The following is a 26,783-nucleotide window of genomic DNA, read 5'->3' on the forward strand; positions in this document are numbered from 1 at the left end:
AAGAAATAGCTCATTATTGACTCCTGAATAGAAAAGGGTTACATTTTTATATGAAGCTGTATTTTTATATAACATTACTGGAGGAGATATTGTGGATACACTGGAACAAATCAAAGGCGGAGTCGTCGTTTCTTGTCAAGCTTTGGAAAACGAGCCGCTACACAGTTCTTTTATTATGGGGAGAATGGCTTTGGCTGCAAAAGAAGGCGGAGCAGTTGGTATTCGAGCAAATACGACAGAAGATATCAATGAAATCAAGCGAATCGTTGATTTACCGGTAATAGGGATTATCAAAAGAGATTACGATGGGTCAGAAGTGTTTATTACTGCGACAGAAAAAGAAGTGGAAGAACTTTTGGAGACGCAAGCAGAAATCATTGCACTGGATGCAACTTCTCGTAAACGTCCGACAGAAAAAACAACTGCTGAACTTGTCCAAATGATTCACGAACACGGTCGGTTAGCTATGGCAGATATTTCGACTTTTGAGGAAGCGCTTCAAGCGCAAGAAGATGGTTTTGATCTTTTGTCTACGACTTTAGCAGGCTATACAGAATATTCACGAAAGACGCAGACACCTGATTTTGATTTATTGAATCAAATCATAGAACAAGTCGATATCCCAGTAATTATGGAAGGACATACTGACTCTCCTGAACAAGTAGAGAAAGCATATGAATTAGGTGCTTTTTCAGTCGTAGTTGGATCTATTATCACCCGTCCGCAATTGATCACTAAAAGATATGTCGAAGCCGCAAGTAAAGCAAATAACTAAAAAACACGCACGGCACAGATTCTTGACAAAAAAGAAAAATTGATAGATAGTTTAAAGCAGATTCTAAGAAGATGAAAAAAGCATTACTTTTCATTTTGTCTTCAAGATCTGCTTTTTAACGAATTTTATAGAAAGAAGGCGAAACCATGTTTGAACGGAGTCCTTCAGAATTGACAGAACGTGAAAATTACAAGTTGCTGATTGGTTCAGTCATCCCTAGACCAGTAGCAGTAGTAACGACTAAATCAGCAAAAGATATAGTGAATATCGCACCCTTCAGTTACTTCAATATCGTCAGTTCGAATCGACCCATCTTATCCTTGGCGATCCAGAGAAAACAAGATGCAGTAAAAGACACAGCAAAGAATATTCTTGAGACAAGAGAAGCTGTTATCCATATCCTTGATGAGGACAACGTAGAAGAAGTAAATAAAACAGCAGCCAATCTGCCTAATGAGGAAAGCGAACTGTACCTGACTGACTTGACTTTAACTGATTCAGTAATCATTTCAGTACCAGCATTGACAGAAGCAAAAGTTCGTTTTGAAACATCCTTATATGAACATGTCGAGATACGGAATAAAAATAAAGTAACAGCTGATTTATTTTTGCTAGAAGTACAGAAATATCATTTAAATGAAACAGTCTATGATGATAAGACAGGAAGGATCGATCCAAGAAAATTGAATGCTGTAAGCCGTTTGGCAGGAAATGATTATGCAGCAATAGGAGAAATTTTCACGATTGCACGTCCCGAATAAAAAGGAGCACTAGTTATGTTAAAAATAAGCTATAAACCATCGACAGATTCAAAAGAAATGAAAAAAGAATATGAAACAGTGAATGATTTTCTGCAAGGGCAGTACTTAGAAGTTCCGCCATTGCAAGACCATTTTGTCGTTACTACTGTTACTTTAGATGGTAAGGAAATAGAAATGCCAGATCAAACGATTAGCGGATTGTTTAATTACTTTAACAAATAAATATTTATTCCGAAAAGTGAAAAAACATATAAAAAAACACATAAAACTAAAAAATTATCAAAGAATCCTGGTGCAACTGAAAGAATTTGCAACGGGATTCTTTCAACTTATTTGTTATTTTTTTCTAAAAAATATTAAAGATTGTTAAATTTCACTATTTCATTTCAAATTCCATTGCCTAATCATTAGGAAAAGTCTATCATGAACTCGTAAATAGAATATAGTAATAACCTTGTTAGGTGAGGCTCCTATACAAACATAGGCTGTTGCCCAGAAACGTCGAAAGTCGCCAATGGGTAAAACAGAAACTGTCGGATTAAGGCTTTTTCCAATAGCTAAGAATGTTTTCTTTACGTTGTATAGTGCTAAAACTCGGACGATGAGATGATGCTAGGTCAGAATTCTTGTTCGAAAAGGTTTCTGACCTTTTCTTTATATTTTTGTGACTGACTTATTTGATGAGACAAACTCGCTCCTCACCTGACAAGTGGATTGCTGTGTGAGGAGGAGATGCGGTGAAAAAAAGAAAAAAGATCGATTGGTGGATTTTGGGTCCTTATTTGACTTTGTCCATGATCGGTCTTTTAGAAGTATACAGTGCCAGTTCTTATCGTTTATTGCAAGCCGATGAAAATACAAAAAGTCTATTATTGCGTCAACTAATTTTCATATTTTTGAGTTGGAGCGTGATCTTCTTAGCTCGTTCAGTCAAACTACACTATTTACTTCACCCTAAAATAGCAGGATACGGTTTAGCCTTATCGATTTTCTTTTTAGTATTAGTAAGAATAGGGATATTCGGTGTCACTGTCAACGGCGCACAACGTTGGATCTCTCTGTTTGGCATTCAATTCCAGCCTTCTGAACTGGCAAATCTTTTTTTGATTTTTTATTTAAGCTGGTTTTTTCGTGACGGAAATAGTAGCCCAAAAGATCTAAAAAAACCATTCCTGATTACAGTAGGTATAACTTTTCTGATTTTATTTCAGCCAAAGATTGCTGGAGCATTGATGATCCTTTCGATTGCGTGGGTCATATTTTGGGCAGCGGCGGTTCCATTTAAAAAAGGGATCTATCTAATCGTTACTTTTTCTGCATTGCTGATTGGAGCAGCAGGCGGGGTATTATATTTAGGAAATAAAGGTTGGCTTCCACAGATGTTTAATCATGCTTATGAAAGGATCGCGACTTTAAGAGATTCTTTTATCGATAGTCATGGTGCGGGCTATCAAATGACCCATTCGTTTTATGCACTATATAATGGTGGCATATTTGGGCGGGGATTAGGAAATAGTATCACAAAAAAAGGGTATCTTCCAGAGACAGAAACAGATTTTATTTTTTCGATTATTACAGAAGAGCTTGGGCTAATCGGTGCATTGTGTGTGCTTTTCTTATTGTTCTCATTATGCATGAGAATCTTTTGTTTAAGCAGTCGCTGTAAAAATCAGCAAGCTGGATTGTTTCTTTTAGGATTCGGAACTTTGCTATTCGTTCAGACGATAATGAACGTGGGAAGTATCGCGGGGCTGATGCCAATGACTGGTGTGCCATTGCCATTTGTTAGCTACGGAGGAACAAGTTATCTGATCCTTTCTTTAGGAATCGGAATCACGTTGAATATTTCTTCAAAGATACAGGCCGAAGAGTTGCCGCTCTATCGACCTGAAAAACAATAAAGAGAAACTGAGAAACTCTCAGTTTGAATTATCATAAAGTACAATCTTTTATTTTTCAAGCGAGAGGTTCTTTTAGAAAGAGGAATTCGCAATGAAAGTATCTCAAAAAATCATATTATCTATTTTGTTACTGCTTACATTAGTAGTTGGCTATTTTTCGATTGAGTTTATCCATGGATTTTCGTCTGCAAAACAGAGTTCAACTGTGAAAAAGGTAGAGCCGAAAAGTGTCCCTACCACACTAAATGTGGCTTTGATTGGTTCAGATGCTCGTTCGAAAGACGAAAACGGTCGCTCGGATTCACTTCTGGTTGCACAATACAACCAGAAAACACAACAAGCAAAACTGATCTCTATCATGAGAGATTCATATGTCGATATTCCAGGTTACGGAATGAATAAGATAAATGCAGCTTACTCTTATGGGGGAGTTGATTTATTAAATCAAACATTAAAGGAAAATTTCAAATTTGAAGCTCCCTATTATGCAAGTATCACATTTCAAGATTTTATCGATTGCGTTAATGAACTGTTTCCTGGTGGAGTCAAGATCGATGCAGAAAAATCTCTAGATTTAGATGGCGTATATATAAACAAAGGAGAGCAAGTGATGGATGGTAATACTTTACTCCAGTATGCTCGATTTCGGGAAGACAAAGAAGGAGACTTCGGGAGGATCAGAAGGCAGCAGCAAGTGATCAAAGCTATCTCTCAGCAGCTGAAAGACGTAACTTCAATATTCAAGCTACCCAAAGCGGTTGGGAAATTACTTGGTAGTATCCAAACGAACCTTCCAGAAAGTGTGCTTCTGGATTGTGGTATGGATTTCCTCAAAGACAATAATAAAAAGATCGATACATTATCCGTACCAGTAGACGGCAGTTGGGACTTCAACGACAATACGCCTTCCGGAAGTGTTCTGGAATTAGATTTGACCAAAAACCAAGAAGCAATCAAAAAATTTCTGAATAATTAAGTAAAGAAAATAAAAGAAGTTAGAAATAACAATCTATGTTATGTTCTGACTTCTTTTATTATGTTAGAATAAACAGGTATAAATAGTGAAATAAAGGAATGACAAGCAAGAGAAGGAGGAAAAAATGAAAAGAAGTGACAAGCACGGCAAAAATCGAACAGGCGCTTATATTGCCGGCGCAGTGATCTTAATAGCAGCTGCGGGTGGCGGTTATTTTTACTACCAGCACTATCAAGAAACCCAAGCAGTAGAAGCTGGAGAAAAGACAGTTGAGCAATTTGTCCAAGCTTTGAACAAGGGAGATTATAACAAAGCTGCAGAAATGACATCAAAAAAGGCGGCAAATAAAAGTGCATTATCTGAAAAAGAGATCTTAGATAAATACCAGAATATATACGGTGCTGCTGATGTCAAAGGACTTCAGATATCGAATCTAAAAGTAGATAAAAAAGACGATTCTACTTACAGTTTTTCATATAAAGCAAAGATGAATACCTCATTAGGTGAATTGAAAGATCTTTCTTATAAAGGAACATTAGACAGAAATGATGGTCAAACCACGATCAACTGGCAACCCAACTTGGTTTTTCCAGAAATGGAAGGAAATGACAAAGTAAGCCTGACCACACAAGAAGCAGCAAGAGGGAATATTATAGATCGAAATGGTGAACCATTAGCAACAACAGGCAAACTAAAACAATTAGGAGTCGTTCCAAGTAAACTTGGAGATGGAGGCGAAAAAACAGCCAATATCAAAGCGATTGCTTCCTCCTTCGACTTAACAGAAGATGCTATCAATCAGGCGATTTCACAAAGCTGGGTACAACCCGATTACTTTGTCCCATTGAAAATCATTGATGGAGCAACGCCAGAACTTCCAGCTGGAGCTACCATTCAAGAAGTAGACGGCAGATATTATCCTTTGGGTGAAGCAGCTGCTCAGCTGATTGGTTACGTGGGAGATATCACAGCAGAAGATATTGATAAGAATCCAGAATTAAGCAGTAATGGAAAAATCGGTCGCTCAGGTTTGGAGATGGCTTTTGATAAGGATCTTCGTGGGACAACAGGTGGGAAATTAAGCATTACAGATGCAGACGGTGTAGAGAAAAAAGTTCTGATCGAACATGAAGTTCAAAATGGCAAAGATATCAAATTGACAATCGATGCGAAGGCACAAAAAACAGCTTTTGACAGTCTAGGAGGAAAAGCTGGATCAACTGTTGCGACAACGCCAAAAACCGGTGATCTTCTTGCGCTTGCTAGCTCTCCAAGCTATGATCCAAACAAAATGACAAACGGGATCTCACAAGAAGATTACAAAGCTTATGAAGAAAATCCTGAACAGCCATTCATCAGCCGATTTGCGACAGGTTATGCTCCTGGATCTACGTTTAAAATGATTACAGCAGCAATCGGTCTCGACAACGGCACTATCGATCCAAATGAAGTGTTGACGATCAACGGGCTTAAATGGCAAAAAGACAGTTCTTGGGGATCTTATCAAGTAACGCGTGTCAGTGATGTATCACAAGTAGACTTAAAAACTGCTTTGATCTATTCCGATAATATATATATGGCACAAGAAACGTTGAAAATGGGTGAGAAAAAATTTCGTACAGGCTTAGATAAATTCATTTTTGGTGAAGACCTTGATTTGCCAATTAGTATGAATCCAGCACAAATTTCTAATGAAGATAGCTTTAACTCAGATATCTTGCTAGCTGATACTGGATATGGACAGGGCGAACTTCTAATTAATCCTATCCAGCAAGCAGCAATGTATTCTGTTTTTGCCAACAATGGCACACTTGTCTATCCTAAATTGATTGCAGATAAAGAGACAAAAGATAAGAAGAATGTCATCGGCGAAACAGCAGTACAAACGATCGTGCCAGATCTGAGAGAAGTTGTGCAAGATGTAAATGGTACAGCACATTCTCTTTCTGCTTTAGGGATTCCGTTGGCAGCGAAAACTGGTACAGCGGAAATCAAAGAAAAACAGGATGAAAAGGGGAAAGAGAACAGTTTCTTGTTTGCTTTCAATCCTGATAACCAAGGTTATATGATGGTCAGCATGTTGGAAAATAAAGAAGATGATGATTCAGCAACCAAACGAGCATCGGAACTATTGCAATACCTCAACCAAAATTATCAATAAAAAATTGCTTTTTAAGTACAGTAAAAGGACTGTGGCGTTATCGTCACAGTCCTTTTTTCAAATAAACGGTTTTCACGATGTCTCTTTCACAACTTCTTTTTGATTTACTCACACTTCATAAACTTTTTTTGTAAAATATTTGAGAACAAGTGGAGAAATAAGTGTACTTAATAAAATCACGATAACTAAAGGTGAATAGTACTGTGGTTCGATCAATTGACTTTGCTGTCCAATTTGTAAAATGATCAAAGCCATTTCTCCACGCGAAATCATACCAGCACCGACCATCAATGAACTATGTTGAGAAAAACCGGCAATCTGAGCACCAAAATAACCTCCAAGCAATTTGGTCAAAATCGCTACAAGCGTCAATATAGAAATAAAGAGTAGTTGTTCACTAAAGTCAGAAAAATCAACTTCTAATCCTACACTGACAAAAAATACTGGTATAAATACTGCATATCCTAAAGCCTCTACATTGTGGTATACTTCTTCTTTAACCTTTGTCTGACTGACAGCTATCCCAGCAAAAAAAGCACCAATGACAGAGCTAAGCCCAACAAGATCCGCTACGTAAGACATTCCTAAACAAATAACTAGCGATACGATGATAATAGAAGAATTTGCGTACACTTTTTCTGCAAATGAAAGTAGGAAAGGCGCAATCCATTTGACTAATAAGAAAATAAAAACAAAATAAATTAGCTGTTCAATCAAAACAAGCGGTAAAGAAGCATTGCTAGAAGCTTCCCCCGTTAGAAAAGATAGGCTGAAACTTAGAACTAAAACGACTAAAATGTCATCTACCACAGAAGCACCCAAAATTGTTGATCCTTCTTTTGTATTCACTACGTTTAGTTCTTTTAATACTTCTACTGAAATACTGACAGAAGTTGCCGCAAGAATAATCCCAAAGAAAATCGCTTCATTTCCCGAAACTTGGAATGCTTTGCCTGTCAACCAGCCAAAAACAACCGGGAAGATGATCCCAAGCAAAGCAACGAACATACCAGGTCGGAAATATTTTTTCAAAAGAGATAAATCACTTTCCAGACCAGCTAAAAACATTAATAAGATCACACCAATCTCCGAAAAGTCATGGACTAGAATATCAGGTTTGACCCAATTCAATCCAGCTTGGCCTAGCAAAACACCAACAAGTAATTGTCCAATCACTGCTGGGATACCTAATCTCCGCGAGATATGTGAGCCAATCGTTGTTGAAATCAATATCAGGCATAAAATACCAATAAATTCCATTCTCATCATTCCTTTGTATAAAATATAGCCCGAACTTAGCATAACATACATTATTGAAAAAATAGGAAAATATACTCACAAAAAAACCAACAATCCAAAAGATTTTTTTGGATTGTTGGTTTTTATACGGTCTATTTTAATAACTAAAAATGATTAACGTATAGTCATTTTTCTTATTCTGATGAAATTGATAATCTCCTGGATGCCCATGAAAATCAAAATAAAGCCGAATATTTGGAATAGAAGCATCAAACTTTTGAATGGATTGAACAATAAGACGAATCCGCCAATCAACAACAGAATACTACTATAAACACTCCAACTTTTAGCTTTTGTATTCATGCTGAAGAACAACTGGAACAAGCTGTTGATGATAACAGCTAATCCAAGAAGAATCGGCAGGATAGAAACGATTGCAGGTGCAAAAGCATAGACGATCAGAGCTAAGATCAGGAAAAAAAGACCACTGAACAGACCGATACTCCAAGAACCTGTTTTCCTTTTAAAACGGTAAGCCTCAAAAAGATTCAACAACCCAAGCAAAACAAGATAGGCGGTGATCAGATAACCGATAAAATGAAAAACAGCAGAAGGGTTTAGCACAATCGCAATCCCAGAAATAATATAAACAGCAGCTCTTAATAAGGCGTATTTTTGAATATTTTGTTTAATCGTCTCAAACATATAAGAAAACCTCCTTTGACTTATTTTAACGTGAACTAGTCATTTTACCAAATTAAATGTTACAAAATGAGCGAAGGAGAAGAATATCTCTGGAAAAATCAACTTCTGAGGATCTTTTCCATTTTTTTGCCTTTTGCTAGCTCATCGATCATTTTATCTAAATAACGAATTTCTTTCATCAAGTTATCCTCGATGTCTTCTACTCGTACACCACAAACAACACCTGTAATCAAGGAACGTGAAGGATTGGGGACAGGGGCTTCCGCAAAAAATTGTTCGAAAGTCACTTGTTTTTGTAGTTGATATTCTAGTTCTGTTTGGGAATAACCCGTCAGCCAACAAATGATTTCATCTACTTCCTCTTTTATACGATCTTTTCTCTCCGCTTTTGCTACATACATAGGATAAACGCTTGCAAAACTTGTCGTAAAAATACGATTTTGCGCCATAATCAGTCACCTTTCTTTTTTTCAAATTATTTACTACTTATAGTATATAAGAAAAAGAGAAGAAAAAGCGATTATTCAAAAAAACAAAAAGGATTGTGACAAAATTCTTGTCACCATCCTTTTTTCCGCTCTCTGACTTTTTACAATCTTCATAGCTCAAGTGCGCATCAGATAATCGAATGCTCCTAAAGCTGCAGTAGCTCCTGAACCCATTGAAACAATGATTTGTTTGTATGGACTATCTGTACAATCACCAGCTGCGAAAACGCCGGGGATATTCGTTGCGCCATTTTTCTCGGTCACTATTTCATTTCTTGGATTCATTTCGATCGTTCCATCTAGCCAATCCGTATTAGGGAGTAAGCCGACTAGAATGAATACTCCTGAAACAGCTAGTGTATGCATCTCCATCGTACGGCGATCGATATAGGAGAGAGATTCTACCTGATTCGTACCGCTGATTTCTTTCGTCGCTGCATGTTTGATAACAGTGACATTCGCAAGAGAGACTAGTTTATCCTGTAAGATTTGATCTGCTTTTAATTCTGGTAAGAATTCTAGAACATATACATGTTTTGCTAACCCAGCCAAATCGATTGCTGCTTCAACACCAGAATTACCACCACCGATAACAGCAATCTCTTTTCCTTTAAATAAAGGGCCGTCACAGTGTGGGCAATAAGCAATTCCTTTATTTTTAAACTCTTTTTCGCCTGGTACATTGATAGAACGCCAGTGCGCACCTGTCGCGATGATGGCGGTTTTTGCTTTAAGTGATATACCGTTAGCTAAGCCAATATTAATAAAATGTTGCTCTTTATTTAAGGAAACGGCCTGTTGATTCATCATAATGTCGATAGGGTAACTACGCACATGACTTTCTACTTGCTGCATCAATTTTGGACCTTCTGTGTAAGAGGTACCAATCATATTTTCAATCCCTAGTGTTTCAACGACTTGTCCGCCGAAAGAATCAGCGACAAGTCCTGTACGGATTCCTTTACGTGCTGCATAGATAGCTGCACTACTAGCTGCTGGTCCACCGCCAATCACTAATACATCATAAGGTTCTTTTTCAAACAACTCTTCTTCAATCAAAGGGCCAGTGATTTTTTCAACAATTTGTTCGATCGTCATGCGTCCGCTACTAAATTCTTCTCCATTTAAAAACACAGTTGGCACTGCCATGATTTTTTTATCATCGATTTCTTTTTGGAACATCCCACCTTCAATCATCGTATGAGTAATATTTGGATTTAATACAGCTAATATATTCAATGCCTGTACAACGTCGGGGCAATTATGACAAGTCAAGCTAACATAACTGTCAAAATGCAATGTTTGTGTTATTTTTTTGATTTTAAGACTCAAAGATTCACTGATTTTCGGTGCCCGTCCACTAATTTGTAACATAGCCAGTAAAAAAGAGGAAAATTCATGACCGAGGGGGATACCAGCAAAAACGATTCCACTTTCTTTGCCAACTGGATTGATAGAAAAACTAGGTGTGCGCATCGAATCTCTTTTTTCCCAAGAGATTTTAGGAGACATTTCTGCTATTTCCTTCGTAAATTCAGCTAGTTTTTGACTATTTTCACTATTATCCAAACTAACAGAAAAAACAATAGGAGATTCAATCAGTGCTAAATATTGTTCGAGATTTTGTTTAGTTTCTTTGTCTAACATATCCACCACCTAAATCTTTCCAACAAGATCAAAACTTGGTTTCAATGTTTCGCCACTTTCTTTCCATTTTGCCGGACAAACTTCACCTGGGTGGGTACGTACATATTGAGCAGCGCGAATCTTATCAATCAGTGCACTAGCGTCACGACCGATTCCATCTGCATTGATTTCCATAGCTTGAACGATTCCGTCTGGATCAATAATAAATGTTCCTCGCTGAGCTAATCCTTGCTCTTCATCCAAAACATCAAAAATACGAGAAATCTGATGAGACGGATCACCGATCATCACGTATTCGATTTTACCGATAGCATCTGATGTATCATGCCATGCTTTGTGAGTAAAGTGGGTATCGGTAGAGCAAGAAAAGACTTCAACACCTAAAGATTTCAATGTACTGTATTGTTCTTGTAAGTCTTCTAATTCAGTAGGACAAACAAAAGTAAAATCAGCTGGATAGAAGCAAAGAATACTCCAGTTCCCCATAAGATCTTTTTCACTGACTTCTAAAAATTCTCCTTGATGATAAGCATGTGCATTAAATTCTTCGATTTTTTTCCCAATCAATGACATAGTAAAACCTCCAATAATAATTATTTATTTATAATTATTGTAATTTAGTTGGAGTTGCAAAGTCAATGGATATTTTGTTATTTAATAAAGATTACTCAAAAACGAAGGTTAATTATAAAAATAGAAGAGGTCGCAAGAAAATGCTACTGCTGGAAATACTCGGGATAACGTTGAGTAACAGTTTCCTGTTCTTTCAGCATCATGTGTAAGTGCAATCCCGTTTGAAATCGAGCTTCTTCTGGTTTTTTATCAACTAAAGCCTTGAGTAAATCATAATGTTGTTCCATGATCGTTTCCCATGGAAGCCCCTGAATGGTCACTCGTAACCAGCGGAAACGTTCTAAATGGGTATTATGGTCATCTAACCAGTTCCAAACTTCTTTTCTTCCTGCAATTTCGAAACAAGCTTCATGAAATAAATTATCTGCACGGAAAAAAGCGCGTTCGTCATTTATTTTGACTGCTTTTTCTTGTTCTTCTAAAATCGTTTCTAGCACTATTCGTGTTTGTGTGTCCAATTTGGAACAACATTCAATCATGATTTGCTCTTCCAACTGTTCTCGGACAAAGCGAGCATTTTCTGCAGAAACAAGATTAATTTTTGAAACATACGTACCACTTTGAGGTATCGTATACACGAGTTCTTGCTGACGTAGTTGAATCAATGCTTCGCGAATGGGAGTCCGGCCGATAGCAAGATGTTCCTCCAGTGCCTTTTCAGATATTTTCCTTCCAGGTTCTAAGTCAGCATAGATAATTTGTTTACGAATCGCTTGATAAGCTTGAGATTGCAAGCTGCTTTTCATCTTTATTCCTCCAAAATCATTTCTATGAACGTAGTATAACAGAAGAGGTCTGAAAAACAATCTGGTATGTCACATTAACTAGTAAATTTGTATAAATAGTAAAATTTTGGTTGACATAGCGATTTTTATTGCATAAAATTCACTTGAATACAAAAACTAATATGTTAGTTTAGGAGGGGAAAAATGATTGATTTAAACAACTGGAGGAACTTTATCCCTGAATTATCTCAAAAAGAAGTAGAAATACCTCATTTTGACCGTGCATCATTAAGAGAAAATGGACAAAAAAATCCTGTCTGGATCCATTTCGGTGGCGGAAATCTTTATCGAGGATTTCATGCAGAAATCGCTCAACGTTTAGCGGATCTAGGCGAATTGTCCACTGGTGTCATTGTTTGTGAAACATTCGATGAAGAAATAATTGAAAGGGCTTACCAAGATTTTGATGATTTGATTCTTGAAGTGGTCATGCCAAGCAGTGGAGAGTTCGTCAAACGTATATTAGCTGCGACAGCTGACAGTCTGTATTGTCATCCAGATTGTTCTGAACACTTTGATAAGATGATTCGACACTTTGAAAATCCTAGTTTACAATTAGTTACTTTTGCTATTACTGAAAAAGGTTATCGATTGAAAGATACAAATAATAAATATATAGGACCGATTGCAGTCGATATAAAAAATGGTCCAAAGAAGCCATCACATACAATGAGTATTCTTGCTGCGCTACTTTATAAACGTTTTTTATCTGGAGCTTGGCCGATTGCACTTGTCTCTACAGATAATTTTTCACAAAACGGTAGTCAATTACGTACTTCTTTGCTAACGATCGCAAAAGAATGGCAAAAGGAAGGTTATGTACAAAATACATTTATCCAATACTTATCGAATGAAGAAATTGTTGCGTTTCCATGGACGATGATTGATCGTATCACCCCGAATCCTTCCTTGTCAGTTAGCAAAATGTTGGCAAAAGAGGGCTTTTCAAATATGTCGATTTTCCAAACCGCAAAAGGAAATAATATTGCTCCATTTGTCAATACAGAGGACATCCATTATTTAATCATGGAAGATCATTTTCCCAATGGACGTCCGAAATTCGAAAAAGCTGGGGTATTCTTGACTGATCGTGCAACGGTAGATAAAGCAGATACGATGAAGGTGACGACTTGCCTTAATCCTTTGCATACGTCTTTAGCTATTATGGGTTGTTTACTGGGGTATAGGAGCATAGCTGAGGAGATGAAAGATCCAGATTTATCGCTGCTAGTTTCTGAAATCGGGTACAATGAAGGCCTCCCAGTTGTGGAGTCTCCAGGTATCATTGATCCAAAGATCTTTCTGGAAGAAGTAATTACTGTGCGCTTTTCTAATCCAAATATTCCTGATATGCCTCAGCGAATCGCCACGGATACCTCTCAAAAGGTGGCGATTCGTTATGGTGAGACGATTAAAAAATATATGGAAATAGAAGTTAAAGACCCGCAGACACTTGTATTCATACCATTGACTCTCGCTGCTTGGCTTCGATACCTTATTGGCATTGATGATCAAGGAAAACCATTCATCCCGAGTCCAGACCCACTATTGACAGACTTTCAGCATAAGCTTTCCGATATTCAACTGGGTACGCAAGATACATCACATATTCATGAGAAAATGGCTCCTATTTTGTCAAATAAAGAAATTTTTGGTGTAGATCTTTACCAAGCAGAGCTTGGCAGAAAAATAGAAGAAATGTTCATCAAGATGGTAGCAGGACCGAATGCCGTACGAAAAACATCACAGGATTACTTACAAGAACATGGAGGAAATTTATCATGGAAATGACTTTTAGATGGTACGGATCACAGGAAGAAAAGATTACCTTAGATGAAATCAGACAGATTCCTGCGGTCAAAGGGATTGTAGGCACATTGATGGATATACCAGTAGGAGAGGTATGGCCTAGGGAGAGGATCAAAGAACTAAAAGAAGAAATTGAGTCTCGTGGGTTAACACTAAAAGTAATTGAAAGCGTCAATGTGCATGATGCCATTAAAATTGGATTACCTTCCCGTGAGCAGTATATCGAAAACTATAAGCAGACAATCCGAAACTTGGCAGAATATGGAATAGAAGTCATCTGCTATAATTTTATGCCTGTATTTGACTGGGTGAAATCTGACCTTGACTACCGCTTAGAAGACGGCTCATCCACGTTAGCTTTTATATCTGATGATATTCCAGATGATCCAAGAGAAATCGTCGCGCGCATCGAACATTCCAGCAATGAATTTGAATTGCCGGGATGGGAACCTGAGCGCTTAGCTCATATCAAATCCTTGCTTGAAGCCTATGCATCAGTAGACGAAGAAAAACTTCGAGAAAATTTTGCCTATTTTCTCCAATCAATCATCCCAACATGTGAAGAGGTAGGGGTCAAAATGGCTGTACATCCAGATGATCCGCCATACTCGATTTTTGGATTACCTCGAATCGTAAAGAATCGAGAAGATTTAGATTGGTTGTGCCGCATAGTAGACAGCCCTTATAACGGAATCACTCTTTGTACAGGGAGTATTGCAGAAGATCCAGAAAATGATGTATATGGGATTTTAGCAGAATTTTGTCAAAGAGATCGAATCCCATTTGCACATGTTCGAAATATTAAATTTTTAGCTAATCGAGATTTCTATGAGGCACCGCATAAATCCGAATACGGTTCATTAGACATGTACCGCATACTAAAAACAATGTATGACAACGGATTTAACGGATACATCCGTCCTGATCATGGAAGAATGATCTGGAATGAGACAGGAAGACCAGGATACGGCTTATATGATCGAGCATTAGGTGCTGTTTATCTAAATGGATTATGGGAAGCAATCGAAAAAGGAAACAAAAGTAAAGATAATTAGTGAAAAAAACTGTAATTTTATTATGTAAATAAGAAGGATGTTCAAATTCTTGATACATAAATCCGGAGGTTGTTAATAAGCATTCGGATTTATGTATCTTATTTGGTCTAGGAAGTAACTTGATTTTCTTTTTTCGATTGATCCATGAGTGCTTCTTCTTTTAATTCAAAGATATATTCTGAGATCCTCATAATCACTTTTTTCCAGTCTTCTGGTGTGATGATTCCTTTTAAAATATAGATTTTTTTGATATGAGAAGGCAATTGTTTCAAAGGGCAGTCGCTGATAACGATGTTGCAGTTCTCCATAAAATCATTTTGTATTTTGATCGATTCATTTGAAAAAATTTGTTCTATCTTAACGATCAGATCTTTACTGATATAAAAATCACGCGTATAGTTCACACCAATCACAATTCGCGGCTGTTTTTTGTAGCGATCATACAAATGTACTAGGTCTTCAACCATCCATTGCACATTTTCCTTTTCTAAAATAACTGGTAACAAGTGTTGATTTTGTTCTCTGAAATCCATATAAAATTGTTCAATGGCGGTTTGGACTTCTTTCAACACGCTATGTTCTTGATAAAGCATGAAAGTAGGAAGGGGCGTATTTGGTTGATTGAAGTTAAGAAATCCATTATAAAGTTTATTTCGTGCGAATGCCAATGAGTAAAGAATCTTTTCTTTTTCAGGTATAAACAAATCAAATACAGTACAAAAGGACTCCACCATTTCTCTTGAATAAAGAACATGAGGAACGTTTGCTTTTTTTAAAAGTTTGTATTGCTCCAAGCTTGTTTCTTCCGATTCGATTTTCGTGATAGAAAGTCGAGCTAAAATATTCACTAAGATGCGTTGTTCGCGACAAATTGGCAGATTAGGTCGCAAAATATCTACAGAGGGATCAATAAAAAAGTCAATATATTCATACTCTGTGAATTCTTTTTGTACGTCTTTCACAGAAGTTGCAGGAAAATTCTCTTTACATATTTTTAATAGAAAATATAATTTATCTATCATACCGCTATTTAGTCGGTCAAGTACTTCTTTTTTAAAAAAAGTATTCATCATAAAAGCCACTACTTGCGGATCTTCATCATAAAATTCTGTAGCAGTACTTGAAAAGATGTTCCAATAAATATCTAATGCTGCATATTGAATTTGTACCTCTTTTCCAGAAAAAGACTTTCTGCCATTATTAGAAAAGGAGATAGACAAACCGTACAATGCTAAAAATGCATTAATCTTTTTCATTTTCGTATACAAATAAGAGGCACTATAGTTTGTTTGCTGACTTAAACTGATAATCGAATTTGTCTGACAGCTGAACAAAGAAGTCAAGATCTGATAACTGACTGATTCGTTGCAGTATCTTCCAAATAGACGATAATAGCAGTAAGCCGGATCAATTCCTTCAAAATTCAACTTTAAAAAAGGTTTTTGCTTATCAATATGCAGTTCTGTTAGATTGAGACGCTCAAAGTCTTGTTCTAATTCTTTGATGTATAGTAAAAAATTTGATTCAGACATATGGAAATGATCTGCTAAATATTGTGTAGTAATAAAGAAACGATGTTCAGATAGGAAAAGAAAAATATCTAATTTTGTATTGCTTTTTTTCTTCAAGAGAAACGTTTTAATCGCTTCTTGAGTTTGCATGAAAGAGGCTCCTTTTTACTTAAATTGTTAAAACTTGAAAATATTACTGTTTTTTTCATAAATTTAGACAAAAAAACAGTAAACATATAGGTAGAATCTCTACTATCTTATTTCTTGCATACAAAAAAATCAAGGAGTGAGAGAGTTATGAGATATTCAACCATCTTAATATCAACATTTGCAGCCTTAAGCTTATCGCTTACTATAAATCAGACAGTCCACACAGAGGAGATAGAAACAGCCAAATGGACAGAAACCAAGTGGGCCAACGTCAATCGAATTACCTTTCAGGATGAATTTTCATCCTTCAATTCAGGAGTCGCAAAATTAAGAAAAGGACAAACAGCGACCATCAAAGCAAAAATTGACTATTCAGGAGACTTAGCACCTATACTACAATCAGCTGTTACATTTGAGAATGTTGATCCCGCTTTGTCGATTGGCTATGACGAGAACACTTTGACTATCCAACACAAGCAAGCGATATTTACCTTCACCGTTACATTAAATCAGGACTTGTTAAAACCAGCGCTTTTTACTGTCAAGGTATCAGATGGACTACCGAACGATCATCATCATTTAACGCCGTATAGTCAGCGGCAGACAATTGAGCAAGATTCAGCTATCGACTCAGGAGGAGATCTTGTTGAAGAACCAACAGATAAACCAGAAAATGAAAATAAGCCAGAAGTACCGCCTACAGAAAATCCAGACGGAGAACAGAAACCGGAAATAGAACCTGGAGAAGAACCCGATACAGAAACTCAACCAGAGCCAGACAATGAATCAAAACCTGAAATAACCCCTGGAGAAAAACCAGATGTAGACCCAGAAGAAAAACCAGATGTGACTCCAGAACCAGATACGGATTCTGGAAACCAAACAGTACCGGAAACAAATCCAGACACAGATAATGAAACTGAAAATCCAGAAAAACCAGAGGTAGCCCCAGAAGAAAAACCAGATGTAACTCCAGAACCAGATACGGATTCTGGAAACCAAACAGTACCGGAAACAAATCCAGACACAGATAATGAAACTGAAAATCCAGAAAAACCAGAGGTAGATCCAGAAGAAAAACCAGATGTGACTCCAGAACCAGATACGGACGCAAGAGACCAAGGAATACCAGAAAAAATAAACAAAAAAACAATTCAAGAGGATGGAAAAAAAGAGAGTAAAAAATCAAATCTAGCAATTCTAAAAATAAATGAAGAGCAGCTGAATAAAAAATCACGAATATTTGATAGCGCCCAATCAGCTGAAACCTTAAAAAGTAGCAAGGATACAACCTTTGCTAGTCCTGAAACGAAAAATAAACAGCTACCAAAATCCGGAGAGTCACAAAACAAAGTTATACTGTGGAGCGGAATCATTCTATTAAGTATAGCAACAATGCTTTCTGCAAAAAGATTTAAACAAAACAGATCTCTCTAACATTTGAATAATGTCTGTGAACGCATTTTTCAAATAAAAAGAAATATCCAGAAAACGACCCCAAAATACCAGATTGAAATCTGATATTTGGGGTCGTTCATACTTTATCTTTCTTCATATTTATTTTAAGGGATATCTGTTTCTTTTGGAAGATGGTTCGGGATCTTTTTCACTTTCAATACATCTAAAAAGAAGGTAAAGATCGGAATGCCAACAATCAAGCCCCAAACGCCAAAGAACCGTTCGCTAACAAGTAAGACCACAAATGTATAAAAAATCGGCAGTTCTGTTTTGCTGGACATCAACTTCGGATTCAGCACATAAGACTCAATTAGATGGACAATCAAAATCGTAATCAGGATATAAACAACATCTCGGATGCCTCCTTGGGAATAAGCTATGAAAGATAGAGGAATACAAGAAATGATAACACCTGCTACTGGGATCAGACTTAAAATGAAAATCATGATCGCTAAACTCAGCAGCTGATGAAAGCCAAATACAGCCAAGGCGATTGTAGTGAGCAACGTGTTTAAAAGAGCGATAACAAATTGAGCTTCTAATACCAAACCAAATGTATTGACAAACTTATCGGCAAAATAGTAAATATCTTGAAAGAACCAAGAAAATTCACTTTTTAAAAACAATCTTGAGAATACAATTGTTTTTTTCTTTTCAATCATAAAAAAGAAACTTAAGATGAATGACATAGCAAACGCCACTGCCATTTTTCCTATATCCTGTAAATAGCCAAGCGCAATCGAAGCGCCATTTTGAAGCTGTTCAAAAAAATCGTTTCGCTCAATATAAGTATGGATATATTGTAAAACAGGATCTGCATCTTTTGGCTGATGCTCGTAAAAATCAATAACGGACTGGATCATATCAAATGTTTGATGAATAAGCATCGGGATATACTTTGTGAATGCCAGATAGATAAGGTAAACGATCAGTGTATAAATCATGATAGCTAAAACACCTGTAGGGATTCGGACAAATCGCTGAATGATTTGAACAAGATGAATCATCAAATAAGTAAAGATAAATGTGAGCAAAATGGTTGTAATCATACTTCTAACTAAGAAAAGAACAAAAACGACAAATAATAAAACAGTGAGACGGCGTATTTTTTCATTCGCCAAAAAACGCTGATAAACGGTCAAATCGACAACCTCCAAATAACAAAAAATAAACACGTTATTCATTATATGATGGAATATGAAAATAAGAAAGAGAAAGAGCAAAAAGAAAAACCGCTAAATGACGTTATCTTATGAGTTGGTTTTCCTCATAAAATCGTTCATCTAGCAGTTTCAGCCCTTTTTCTGGTCTTGATGAAAATTATCTAGCATTTTTCGGGTCAGATGTTGCAGTGTATCCAATTCTTCCTGTTCAAGTGGAAGATAAGACTTGATCTTTTGTGGAATACCTTCTGCTTGTTTTTGCAACGCAGCACCTTGAGGAGTCAGCGTAACATTTACGATTCTTTCATCACCCGTTTCACGCTGACGATTAATATAATTTTTTTCTGCTAACTTTTTTAGTAAGGGAGTCAGCGTACCAGAATCCAGACACAAATCATTTCCTAGCTCTTTCACTGAAGTCTTTTTCTTTTCCCATAAAACTAACATCACAAGATACTGGGTATAGGTAAGATTCAGCGGCTTGAGGAGGGAAGTGTAGTGTCTAATGATTTCCTTAGAGGCGGCATATAAAGGAAAACATACTTGATTAACTAAATATAGATCTTCCATTTTTCCACCTCCGCTGTTTTACTATAGTGTATCATAGCGGATTTACACAAAAAAGTCTATTCACTAACTGCTTTCAGAGTAACTTCTATATTTCCAGCTGTAGCTTTTGAATACGGACACACTTTATGCGCTGCCTCTAATAATTCTTGCGTTTCTTCCAGAGAAAGACCTTCGATAGATCCTTCAATCTCTACACCTAAGACAAAGCTCGTTTCACTTTCTGAATAAAGGGAAACTTGTGCACTGACAGTAGAAGCCCCAGAGATATTTTTTTGCTGTTTGATCAATTCTAATGCACTGTTAAAACATGCACTGAAACCAGCTGCAAACAATTGTTCAGGGTTGGTTGCATTTTCGACGCGTTTACCAGGAGCTGCAATATTCAATTCGAATGTACGATCGGGATTATGAACTTCTCCAGAGCGTCCGCCTGTGTTGATCATTTTCGTAGAATACATTTTTTTCATAAAATTACCACCTTTAATTATATTTTATACAATTGAATTTTACACAATATAATTGTGGAAAGCAAAGAAATGGATTGGCATAAGATAAATAAGAGAAAGCACATGAAACAGACGCGCTTTCTCGAATAGCAAACATATACAAAAAAATATCAGAGACAAAAACTAATCTCATCATAAACATTACATATATTTCTCAAAAAGTTGTTTTCTTTCTTCAAAACTTACTTCACGATGGACCTGATGAAGCATCCATAAATAACCAAAAGGATCTCTGAACATTGAGTTAGTCACACCAAAGTCCATCATTTCTGTCATTTCTTGAATCTCTACACAGCCATTTCGTAATGCTTTATTATGTGTGTCCTCGATATCAGAGACGATGATATTGAACCAGATCGTATTTGGATGTTCAGCAGTAGGAGCAGTCAAACCAAGAGACGTGTTTTCATCCAGCATATGGAATCTCGTGCCATACAAGGTAAAAATGACTTCATTATTGCCTCTAGGGTAATCTGTTGCCTCAATCAGTTGTATTTCATCAAAGATTGTTTGATACAGTTCTAGTGCTTTCAAACTATCATTTAATACAAAATCTATTTCCGTTCCTTTATGCATAAAGATCTCCTCTCCTTTTCAGTCGAACAGTTACTAGATTCTTTTATTATACCAGTTAAAGAAAACGCATTCAAAAAAATAGCGGATTTACTTACCAACTCATTCGATTGGATGATAAGTAAATCCGCGTCCCATTACTTCTGCTACGCTGCTGACAATGACAAAGGCACTTGGATCGATTTCTTCTATCAATGGTTTCATTCGGGAAAATTCATGATCAGTCACAACGATCAATAAAACCTCTTTTGACTTTCGATTATACCCGCCTTTTGCCTCTAGCAGGGTAAGGCCACGTCCAATCTCAGCACTTAAGCGAAGGCGGATGTCTTCCAAATAATGTTCACTCATGACCATAACAGATTTCTTTCGATTGATACCTGTTTCGATATAAGTCATGACAATTGAAGTGATTGCAATAGATAAAATAGCATAAAGAAACTCTTCTATTCCAAAAACAAACAGATTAAGAGAAACAACGAATGCGTCTGTAAAAAATAAGCCAATCGAAGTATTCAAGTGGAAATATTTTTTAAAAATGAGGGGAGGGATCGTCGTACCGCCGCTAGAAGAGTTGTTTTTATATAAAATCGCAACTCCTAAAGCAAAAATCGCACTTCCAAAAATGACAGACAACAACCGATCTGAAGTAATCATTGTTTCTGGAACTATTGCAATGATTAAAGGAAAAAACAAGCTTCCGAAAAGTACTTTAAAAAAGGGTTTTTTACCTAAAAATAGAAGAGCTAGTACCAACATAACGATATTCAACACTAAAATAACTATAGCTCGGTCAAATCCTAAAGCAGCTTCCAGTAATATTCCTAGACCGCTGACACCTCCAGCAGCAATATGATGAGGCCCTAAAAACATATTGATAGCGACTCCTAATATGAAGAGGGCAAAAATAATCTTAATGTATGTCCATATAAATTGTCTCGTTTCTTTCATTTATCCACTTCCTTAATTCATTAATAATACTCTTATCTTATTATAACTTACTTTTCACCTTAAGTTAACTTTAATTAATAAAAAAATTAGGCTAGCCTAAATTATTATGTTTCATTCTTCTAGAATATACTTCTACGTTAAAAACTGTTAAAAAACTTTTACTTTAGAAAATTGGAGAAATTGATCGCTTAAGATAAATTCAGGACACTAAATAGTACAGGAAGTAGATTAAAACTTTTAAAAGTTTTAAGTCTATCTATTTGGCAAGTTTAAAAAATAAAAATTCGGTATCAAAAAACTGTTACCGATAACATTTTTGAAAGCGTTGTCTTTTGTTTCTCTATCACTTATAGTGATGACGTCATATTAAAACACAAGGAGGAAATCAATGGATACAGCTGCAATTTATCATCGACCGGAAAGTGAATATGCATTTCTATATACGAATACAAGATTTCGTATTCGGCTTCGTACTAGGAAAAATGATATCAAAAAAGTATATGTGCTTTGTGGAGATCCATATACCATAACAACTGAAAAATGGTATCAAAAACAACGACCAATGAAAAAATGTCTAAGTACCAATGTTCATGATTATTGGGAAATTGAAGTGACGAGCGAAACAAGGCGCTTACAGTATGCGTTCCATGTTGTTGGGGAAGATAACACGGACTGTTTTTACGGTGATCAAGGAATTTTTCCTTATCGAGAAAATGTGATTACTGAACCAAATTTTTATTTTCGAATACCTTATTTTCATCAAATCGATCGATTCACTATTCCAGAATGGGTAAAAGAAACAGTATGGTATCAAATTTTTCCCGAAAGATTTGCAAACGGGGACAAAGCAAATGACCCCGAACACACTTTACCTTGGGGAAGTAAAGATCCAGACCGAGAAGACTTCTTCGGGGGAGATTTGCAAGGTGTGAGGGATCATTTGGATTACTTGACGGACCTTGGCGTCAATGGCATCTATTTTTGTCCCATATTTAAAGCCACATCCAATCATAAATACGATACGATTGATTATTATGAGGTGGATCCCGCTTTTGGCGATAAAAAACTTTTAAAAAACTTGATTGATGAAGCACATAAAAGAGGGATACGTATCATGTTCGATGCTGTATTCAATCATATGGGTGTCCATTCACCACAGTGGCAAGACGTTCTCAAAAACGGAGAAAAATCGATCTATAAAGACTGGTTCCACATCCGTTTTTTCCCAGTAGATTCTTATCAGATGACTGACTTACCAGAAACTGCTGAAAATATCCCATATGATACTTTTGCTTTTACTCCATTCATGCCGAAACTAAATACAGCAAATCCAGAAGTGCAAAAATATTTGCTGGATATCGCAACTTATTGGATAAAAGAATTCGATATTGATGGATGGCGTCTTGATGTTGCTAATGAAGTCGATCATCATTTTTGGAAAAAATTCAGAGAAGCAGTTACAGAAATCAAACCAGACATCTATATCCTTGGAGAGATTTGGCATTCCTCTCAAGCTTGGCTGCAAGGGGATGAATTCCATGCAGTGATGAATTATGCATTCACAGATTCGATTAAAGATTATTTTGCAAAAAAGAAAATCACAGCTTCACAAATGGTCAGTGGAATGAATCATCAGCAAATGCTTTACAGAGATCAGGTGAACGAAGGAACATTCAACTTATTAGATTCTCATGATACTGCCAGGATCTTGACCCTTTGCCAAGGTAACAAAGAATTGATGAAGTCTGTGATGGCCTTTATGTTTCTTCAAAAAGGGTCTCCTTGTATCTATTACGGGACAGAAATAGGGATGACTGGTGAAGATGACCCGGATTGCCGCAAATGTATGATATGGGAGAAGGAGGAACAAGATCTAGAGCTATTCGGTTTTATAAAAGAACTTGTTTCTCTAAGGAAACAGTTGTCTAAGATTATTTCTGAAGGTTCTACTCAGTGGCTAATAGTATATGATCGTGAAGATAAGCTCTATTTCACACGGGAACTAGAGGGACAGATCATCTATGTTTACTTTAATCAGTCAAAAGAACCTTGGGTAGTAGAACAGGAAAATGAGGTGATTCTTAGTCAAAATTGTCAGTTGTTAGAAGACGGGAAAGCAGAGATACGACAATACGGATTTTTGATCATGTGTTGAAAACTGTTACCGGTAACAACAAGAAAGCGTTTGCAAATGAAGATTTGTGCCCATTATAATAAGGGTGTAACAGCACGTTGAATACACAGGAGGAAATGAAGATGAAAAAAAGAAGTGTGAAACAGTTGGGTTTAGGGTTAATCTCTTTAGGAATCTTAGGCGGATTAGCGGCTTGTGGCAATGGTAACTCTTCAGCAGAAGGGGAAGCCGATGAAGGAAAAACGTTAACAGTTTCCGTTGATTCTGGATATAAAGATTATATAAACGAAATAAAAAACACTTTCGAAAAAGAAAACGATGTGAAAATCAAGCTAGTAGAAAAGGACATGTTCGATCAGTTGGAATCATTAGCGTTAGATGGGCCTGCTGGAAAGGGACCTGACGTTATGATGGCAGCATATGACCGGATCGGTGCGTTAGGACAGCAAGGACATCTGGCGGAAGTAAAACTGGGAAATGAAGCAGCTTACGATGAAACAGACAAAGCCCAAGTGACTTATGATGGAAAAATCTACGGAGAACCTGCAGTAATCGAGACCCTTGTTTTGTACTATAACAAAGATTTAGTCGATACAGCACCATCAACGTTTAAAGATTTGGAGAATCTATCCAAAGACAGTCGTTTTGCTTTTGAGTCAGAAGCAGGAAAAAATACAGGATTTTTAGCTAAATGGACTGACTTTTATTATTCCTATGGTTTAATTGCAGGTTACGGTGGCTATGTATTTGGTGATGATGGCACAAATCCTTCAGATATCGGTTTGAATAATGCAGGTGCTGTAGAAGGAATCTCTTATGCAACAGATTGGTTCAAAAATGTTTGGCCAAAGGGAATGCAAGACATAAAAAGTGCAGGAGACTTCGCCAGCCAGCAATTCATGTCCAATAAAACTGCAGCAATCATTGACGGTCCATGGCAAGCGCAAACATACAAAGAAAACAATATCAATTATGGTGTAGCCAAAATTCCTACTCTAAATAATGGACAGCCTTATCAACCGTTTGGCGGAGGAAAAGGATGGGTAGTCAGCAATTATGCTAAAAACAAAGACCTCTCTCAAAAATGGCTTGATTATGTAACGAATCAGGAAAATCAAGAAAAATTCTTTGAAATGGTAAATGAAATCCCTGCAAACCAACAAGCTAGGGAAACAGCAAAGGCTAAAAACGATGAATTAACAACAGCTGTGATTGAACAATATGAAACAGCTCAAGCGATGCCAAACATCCCAGAAATGGGCGAAGTTTGGACAGGTGCAGAAAACTTGATGTTCGATGCAGCATCAGGTTCAAAAACACCAAAAGAATCCGCAGATGAAGCAGTAAAAACAATCAGTGAAGCCATAGAACAAAAATACTGATTAAAATGATAACCGTCCATTTTTATAAAAAATGGAACAGGTGCTTCAGATAAAAGTGGCAAGAGCGAGATGGAAAATTATCTTGCTCTTGTTGCCATTATCTTAAAAGCAGTTTGCGGTTTAGCAAGTTTAGAGGGGGCATTCAGATGCAGCAAGATAAAACAAGCAATATCAACGAAAAAAAAATCACGCTTTGTTCACTTATTCCAGGGATGGGGCAGTTTGTAAATGGCCAAGCTTTTAAAGGTATCGTTTTTTTCGCCATATTCGTCCTATTCATTGGTCAGATGCTTCTGGGCGGATTTCATGCATTGGTAGGATTGGTTACTTTGGGAAGTATACCAATGGAAGATCATTCATTATTTATTTTGATTGAAGGCACTTTGCAATTCATCATTACAATCATTTTCTTGATTTTTTACGGTTTGAATCTTTTAGACGCTTATCGAGTAGCGAAGATGCGTCAAGAGGGCAAAAAAATCAATCGGACGATGAAGGAAGTCATACATAATATAGGTGATGAAGGTTTTCCTTATCTATTGACACTTCCCGCTTATCTTCTCATGATTTTTACGATCATTTTCCCAGTCCTAGTTACATTGTTCACTGCATTTACTAATTATGACTTCAATCATATTCCACCAGCCAGTTTAATTGATTGGGTAGGGGCTAAAAACTTTTTTAGTATCTTCTTTTTAAGCTCATATCGTAATACTTTTTTTGCAGTCTTTTCGTGGACCGTGATTTGGACTTTATGTGCAACAACTTTGCAAATCACCCTTGGTATTCTCACAGCGGTTGTTGCTCACCAGAAATTTATTAAATTCAAACGTATTTTCGGTATCATTTTCTTATTACCATGGGCGGTCCCAGCTTTTATTACTATCATGAGTTTTTCGAATATATTCAACGATAGCGTAGGTGCCATCAATACTCAAGTGATTCCTTTCATAAACCAGCTTCCTTTTGTAGATATCAGTGCAATCTCTTGGAAAACGGACCCGAACTGGACGAAAGTAGCAATTATCTTAGTGCAGGGCTGGTTAGGATTTCCCTATATCTATGTGATGGTTACAGGAATCTTACAATCGATTTCAGAAGACTTATATGAAGCAGCAAAAATCGACGGAGCAAATGCATGGCAGCGCTTTTCAAACATCACGCTTCCTGCTGTCTTCCTAGTGGCAGCGCCAACATTTATTACACAGTATACGGGGAATTTCAATAATTTCTCCATGATCTATCTGTTTAACAATGGTGGTCCCGGAAGCGTAGGCGGAGGAGCTGGTTCTACTGATATTCTTATTTCCTGGATCTATAAACTTACGACTGGAACTTCTCCGCAGTATTCTATGGCTTCAGCAATCACGTTGATTATCTCCGTCATCGTTATCTGTGTGTCATTGCTGGTATTTAAAAAGACAAATGCGTTCAATATGGGGGATTAACA

At 36.8% G+C, this 26,783-nt stretch carries 24 protein-coding genes and 1 riboswitch; of the genes, 12 read left to right on the forward strand and 12 right to left on the reverse strand.

Annotated elements, in window-relative coordinates; all coding sequences use genetic code 11:
- Positions 1-91 precede the first annotated feature (91 nt).
- From PYW34_RS06030 to PYW34_RS06055, 6 genes are all read left to right on the forward strand, one after another.
- A complete protein-coding gene (locus tag PYW34_RS06030; protein ID WP_002287767.1) occupies positions 92-775 on the forward strand; it encodes an N-acetylmannosamine-6-phosphate 2-epimerase in 684 nt (227 codons plus the stop codon).
- A 146-nt stretch (positions 776-921) separates the two neighbouring features.
- Entirely contained in the window at positions 922-1,536 is a 615-nt protein-coding gene (locus PYW34_RS06035) for a flavin reductase family protein (protein ID WP_002287766.1), read from the forward strand.
- A 15-nt stretch (positions 1,537-1,551) separates the two neighbouring features.
- Positions 1,552-1,758 carry a hypothetical protein gene (locus PYW34_RS06040; protein ID WP_002287763.1) on the forward strand — a complete coding sequence of 69 codons (207 nt, stop codon included), beginning with the start codon at positions 1,552-1,554 and terminating at the stop codon, positions 1,756-1,758.
- A 224-nt stretch (positions 1,759-1,982) separates the two neighbouring features.
- Positions 1,983-2,149: riboswitch (M-box (ykoK) riboswitch) on the forward strand.
- 124 nt (positions 2,150-2,273) lie between these two features.
- On the forward strand, positions 2,274-3,437 hold the full coding sequence (locus PYW34_RS06045) for an FtsW/RodA/SpoVE family cell cycle protein (RefSeq protein WP_002295934.1): 1,164 nt from the start codon (positions 2,274-2,276) through the stop codon (positions 3,435-3,437).
- A gap of 91 nt (positions 3,438-3,528) precedes the next feature.
- On the forward strand, positions 3,529-4,413 hold the full coding sequence (locus PYW34_RS06050) for an LCP family protein (protein ID WP_002325723.1): 885 nt from the start codon (positions 3,529-3,531) through the stop codon (positions 4,411-4,413).
- A gap of 124 nt (positions 4,414-4,537) precedes the next feature.
- The gene (locus PYW34_RS06055) at positions 4,538-6,574 is read left to right on the forward strand and encodes a penicillin-binding transpeptidase domain-containing protein (protein ID WP_002288183.1); all 2,037 of its coding nucleotides are present in this window, start codon (positions 4,538-4,540) and stop codon (positions 6,572-6,574) included.
- Positions 6,575-6,682: 108 nt separating this feature from the next.
- Here PYW34_RS06055 and PYW34_RS06060 read toward each other — a convergent pair whose 3' ends face one another.
- The 6 genes from PYW34_RS06060 to PYW34_RS06085 all read right to left on the reverse strand — a co-directional run bounded on the left by PYW34_RS06060 (position 6,683) and on the right by PYW34_RS06085 (position 12,032).
- Positions 6,683-7,834: a cation:proton antiporter gene (locus tag PYW34_RS06060; protein WP_002295931.1), complete on the reverse strand. Its 1,152-nt coding sequence runs from the start codon at positions 7,832-7,834 to the stop codon at positions 6,683-6,685.
- 153 nt (positions 7,835-7,987) lie between these two features.
- A complete protein-coding gene (locus PYW34_RS06065) occupies positions 7,988-8,518 on the reverse strand; it encodes an HdeD family acid-resistance protein (RefSeq protein ID WP_002288181.1) in 531 nt (176 codons plus the stop codon).
- 98 nt (positions 8,519-8,616) lie between these two features.
- On the reverse strand, positions 8,617-8,967 hold the full coding sequence (locus PYW34_RS06070; RefSeq protein WP_002288180.1) for a DUF2200 domain-containing protein: 351 nt from the start codon (positions 8,965-8,967) through the stop codon (positions 8,617-8,619).
- A gap of 156 nt (positions 8,968-9,123) precedes the next feature.
- Positions 9,124-10,653, reverse strand: a complete 1,530-nt coding sequence (gene ahpF, locus PYW34_RS06075) for an alkyl hydroperoxide reductase subunit F (RefSeq protein WP_002288179.1) — start codon at positions 10,651-10,653, stop codon at positions 9,124-9,126.
- A 9-nt stretch (positions 10,654-10,662) separates the two neighbouring features.
- Complete coding sequence (ahpC, locus tag PYW34_RS06080; protein ID WP_002288178.1) at positions 10,663-11,226, reverse strand: alkyl hydroperoxide reductase subunit C; 564 nt, start codon at positions 11,224-11,226, stop codon at positions 10,663-10,665.
- 143 nt (positions 11,227-11,369) lie between these two features.
- Positions 11,370-12,032, reverse strand: a complete 663-nt coding sequence (locus tag PYW34_RS06085; protein WP_002288176.1) for a GntR family transcriptional regulator — start codon at positions 12,030-12,032, stop codon at positions 11,370-11,372.
- Between the two features lie 183 nt (positions 12,033-12,215).
- Between PYW34_RS06085 and PYW34_RS06090 the strand changes: the two genes are divergently transcribed.
- Both PYW34_RS06090 and uxuA read left to right on the forward strand, forming a co-directional pair.
- Positions 12,216-13,862, forward strand: a complete 1,647-nt coding sequence (locus tag PYW34_RS06090; protein ID WP_002333017.1) for a mannitol dehydrogenase family protein — start codon at positions 12,216-12,218, stop codon at positions 13,860-13,862.
- Entirely contained in the window at positions 13,853-14,935 is a 1,083-nt protein-coding gene (gene uxuA / locus PYW34_RS06095) for a mannonate dehydratase (RefSeq protein ID WP_002296275.1), read from the forward strand. The genes PYW34_RS06090 and uxuA overlap by 10 nt, the downstream gene beginning before the upstream one ends.
- A gap of 107 nt (positions 14,936-15,042) precedes the next feature.
- Here the strand turns inward: uxuA and PYW34_RS06100 are convergent, their stop codons facing one another.
- Complete coding sequence (locus tag PYW34_RS06100) at positions 15,043-16,596, reverse strand: helix-turn-helix domain-containing protein (RefSeq protein ID WP_002288171.1); 1,554 nt, start codon at positions 16,594-16,596, stop codon at positions 15,043-15,045.
- Positions 16,597-16,743: 147 nt separating this feature from the next.
- Here PYW34_RS06100 and PYW34_RS06105 point away from each other — a divergent pair, with 147 nt between their 5' ends.
- Positions 16,744-18,033 carry an LPXTG cell wall anchor domain-containing protein gene (locus tag PYW34_RS06105; RefSeq protein ID WP_002288169.1) on the forward strand — a complete coding sequence of 430 codons (1,290 nt, stop codon included), beginning with the start codon at positions 16,744-16,746 and terminating at the stop codon, positions 18,031-18,033.
- A gap of 125 nt (positions 18,034-18,158) precedes the next feature.
- On the opposite strand, the gene PYW34_RS06110 is transcribed toward PYW34_RS06105, so the two are convergent.
- The 5 genes from PYW34_RS06110 to PYW34_RS06130 all read right to left on the reverse strand — a co-directional run bounded on the left by PYW34_RS06110 (position 18,159) and on the right by PYW34_RS06130 (position 21,817).
- On the reverse strand, positions 18,159-19,238 hold the full coding sequence (locus tag PYW34_RS06110; RefSeq protein ID WP_002288167.1) for an AI-2E family transporter: 1,080 nt from the start codon (positions 19,236-19,238) through the stop codon (positions 18,159-18,161).
- 108 nt (positions 19,239-19,346) lie between these two features.
- On the reverse strand, positions 19,347-19,787 hold the full coding sequence (locus PYW34_RS06115) for a MarR family winged helix-turn-helix transcriptional regulator (RefSeq protein WP_002288165.1): 441 nt from the start codon (positions 19,785-19,787) through the stop codon (positions 19,347-19,349).
- A 56-nt stretch (positions 19,788-19,843) separates the two neighbouring features.
- Complete coding sequence (locus PYW34_RS06120) at positions 19,844-20,254, reverse strand: organic hydroperoxide resistance protein (protein ID WP_002288163.1); 411 nt, start codon at positions 20,252-20,254, stop codon at positions 19,844-19,846.
- A gap of 180 nt (positions 20,255-20,434) precedes the next feature.
- Positions 20,435-20,869 (reverse strand): VOC family protein, encoded by a 435-nt coding sequence (locus PYW34_RS06125; RefSeq protein WP_002288162.1) that lies wholly within the window; start codon positions 20,867-20,869, stop codon positions 20,435-20,437.
- 99 nt (positions 20,870-20,968) lie between these two features.
- Positions 20,969-21,817, reverse strand: coding sequence for a YitT family protein (locus PYW34_RS06130; protein ID WP_002295924.1), 849 nt, complete (start codon positions 21,815-21,817; stop codon positions 20,969-20,971).
- Positions 21,818-22,205: 388 nt separating this feature from the next.
- On the opposite strand from PYW34_RS06130, the gene PYW34_RS06135 reads away from it, so the two are divergent.
- The 3 genes from PYW34_RS06135 (at position 22,206) to PYW34_RS06145 (ending at position 26,781) form a co-directional block, all read left to right on the forward strand.
- Positions 22,206-23,972, forward strand: a complete 1,767-nt coding sequence (locus PYW34_RS06135; protein WP_002288160.1) for a glycoside hydrolase family 13 protein — start codon at positions 22,206-22,208, stop codon at positions 23,970-23,972.
- 101 nt (positions 23,973-24,073) lie between these two features.
- Entirely contained in the window at positions 24,074-25,333 is a 1,260-nt protein-coding gene (locus tag PYW34_RS06140) for an extracellular solute-binding protein (RefSeq protein WP_002288159.1), read from the forward strand.
- Between the two features lie 146 nt (positions 25,334-25,479).
- On the forward strand, positions 25,480-26,781 hold the full coding sequence (locus PYW34_RS06145; protein WP_002288157.1) for a carbohydrate ABC transporter permease: 1,302 nt from the start codon (positions 25,480-25,482) through the stop codon (positions 26,779-26,781).
- The last annotated feature ends 2 nt before the right edge of the window (positions 26,782-26,783 follow it).

Source organism: Enterococcus faecium, from assembly GCF_029023785.1.
Taxonomy (GTDB): domain Bacteria; phylum Bacillota; class Bacilli; order Lactobacillales; family Enterococcaceae; genus Enterococcus_B; species Enterococcus_B faecium.

Excerpts from the sequence above, each read along its gene's own strand:
- PYW34_RS06140 (WP_002288159.1), top strand. The coding sequence starts at position 24,074 with ATGAAAAAAAGAAGTGTGAAACAGTTGGGTTTAGGGTTAATCTCTTTA.
- PYW34_RS06110 (WP_002288167.1), bottom strand. The coding sequence starts at position 19,238 with ATGAATAACGTGTTTATTTTTTGTTATTTGGAGGTTGTCGATTTGACC.
- PYW34_RS06060 (WP_002295931.1), bottom strand. The coding sequence starts at position 7,834 with ATGGAATTTATTGGTATTTTATGCCTGATATTGATTTCAACAACGATT.
- PYW34_RS06125 (WP_002288162.1), bottom strand. The coding sequence starts at position 20,869 with ATGCATAAAGGAACGGAAATAGATTTTGTATTAAATGATAGTTTGAAA.
- PYW34_RS06090 (WP_002333017.1), top strand. The coding sequence starts at position 12,216 with ATGATTGATTTAAACAACTGGAGGAACTTTATCCCTGAATTATCTCAA.
- PYW34_RS06100 (WP_002288171.1), bottom strand. The coding sequence starts at position 16,596 with ATGCAAACTCAAGAAGCGATTAAAACGTTTCTCTTGAAGAAAAAAAGC.
- PYW34_RS06070 (WP_002288180.1), bottom strand. The coding sequence starts at position 8,967 with ATGGCGCAAAATCGTATTTTTACGACAAGTTTTGCAAGCGTTTATCCT.
- PYW34_RS06055 (WP_002288183.1), top strand. The coding sequence starts at position 4,538 with ATGAAAAGAAGTGACAAGCACGGCAAAAATCGAACAGGCGCTTATATT.
- PYW34_RS06120 (WP_002288163.1), bottom strand. The coding sequence starts at position 20,254 with ATGAAAAAAATGTATTCTACGAAAATGATCAACACAGGCGGACGCTCT.
- PYW34_RS06115 (WP_002288165.1), bottom strand. The coding sequence starts at position 19,787 with ATGGAAGATCTATATTTAGTTAATCAAGTATGTTTTCCTTTATATGCC.
- uxuA (WP_002296275.1), top strand. The coding sequence starts at position 13,853 with ATGGAAATGACTTTTAGATGGTACGGATCACAGGAAGAAAAGATTACC.
- PYW34_RS06040 (WP_002287763.1), top strand. The coding sequence starts at position 1,552 with ATGTTAAAAATAAGCTATAAACCATCGACAGATTCAAAAGAAATGAAA.
- PYW34_RS06085 (WP_002288176.1), bottom strand. The coding sequence starts at position 12,032 with ATGAAAAGCAGCTTGCAATCTCAAGCTTATCAAGCGATTCGTAAACAA.
- PYW34_RS06145 (WP_002288157.1), top strand. The coding sequence starts at position 25,480 with ATGCAGCAAGATAAAACAAGCAATATCAACGAAAAAAAAATCACGCTT.
- PYW34_RS06035 (WP_002287766.1), top strand. The coding sequence starts at position 922 with ATGTTTGAACGGAGTCCTTCAGAATTGACAGAACGTGAAAATTACAAG.
- ahpC (WP_002288178.1), bottom strand. The coding sequence starts at position 11,226 with ATGTCATTGATTGGGAAAAAAATCGAAGAATTTAATGCACATGCTTAT.
- PYW34_RS06050 (WP_002325723.1), top strand. The coding sequence starts at position 3,529 with ATGAAAGTATCTCAAAAAATCATATTATCTATTTTGTTACTGCTTACA.
- PYW34_RS06135 (WP_002288160.1), top strand. The coding sequence starts at position 22,206 with ATGGATACAGCTGCAATTTATCATCGACCGGAAAGTGAATATGCATTT.
- PYW34_RS06065 (WP_002288181.1), bottom strand. The coding sequence starts at position 8,518 with ATGTTTGAGACGATTAAACAAAATATTCAAAAATACGCCTTATTAAGA.
- PYW34_RS06105 (WP_002288169.1), top strand. The coding sequence starts at position 16,744 with ATGAGATATTCAACCATCTTAATATCAACATTTGCAGCCTTAAGCTTA.
- ahpF (WP_002288179.1), bottom strand. The coding sequence starts at position 10,653 with ATGTTAGACAAAGAAACTAAACAAAATCTCGAACAATATTTAGCACTG.
- PYW34_RS06130 (WP_002295924.1), bottom strand. The coding sequence starts at position 21,817 with ATGAAAGAAACGAGACAATTTATATGGACATACATTAAGATTATTTTT.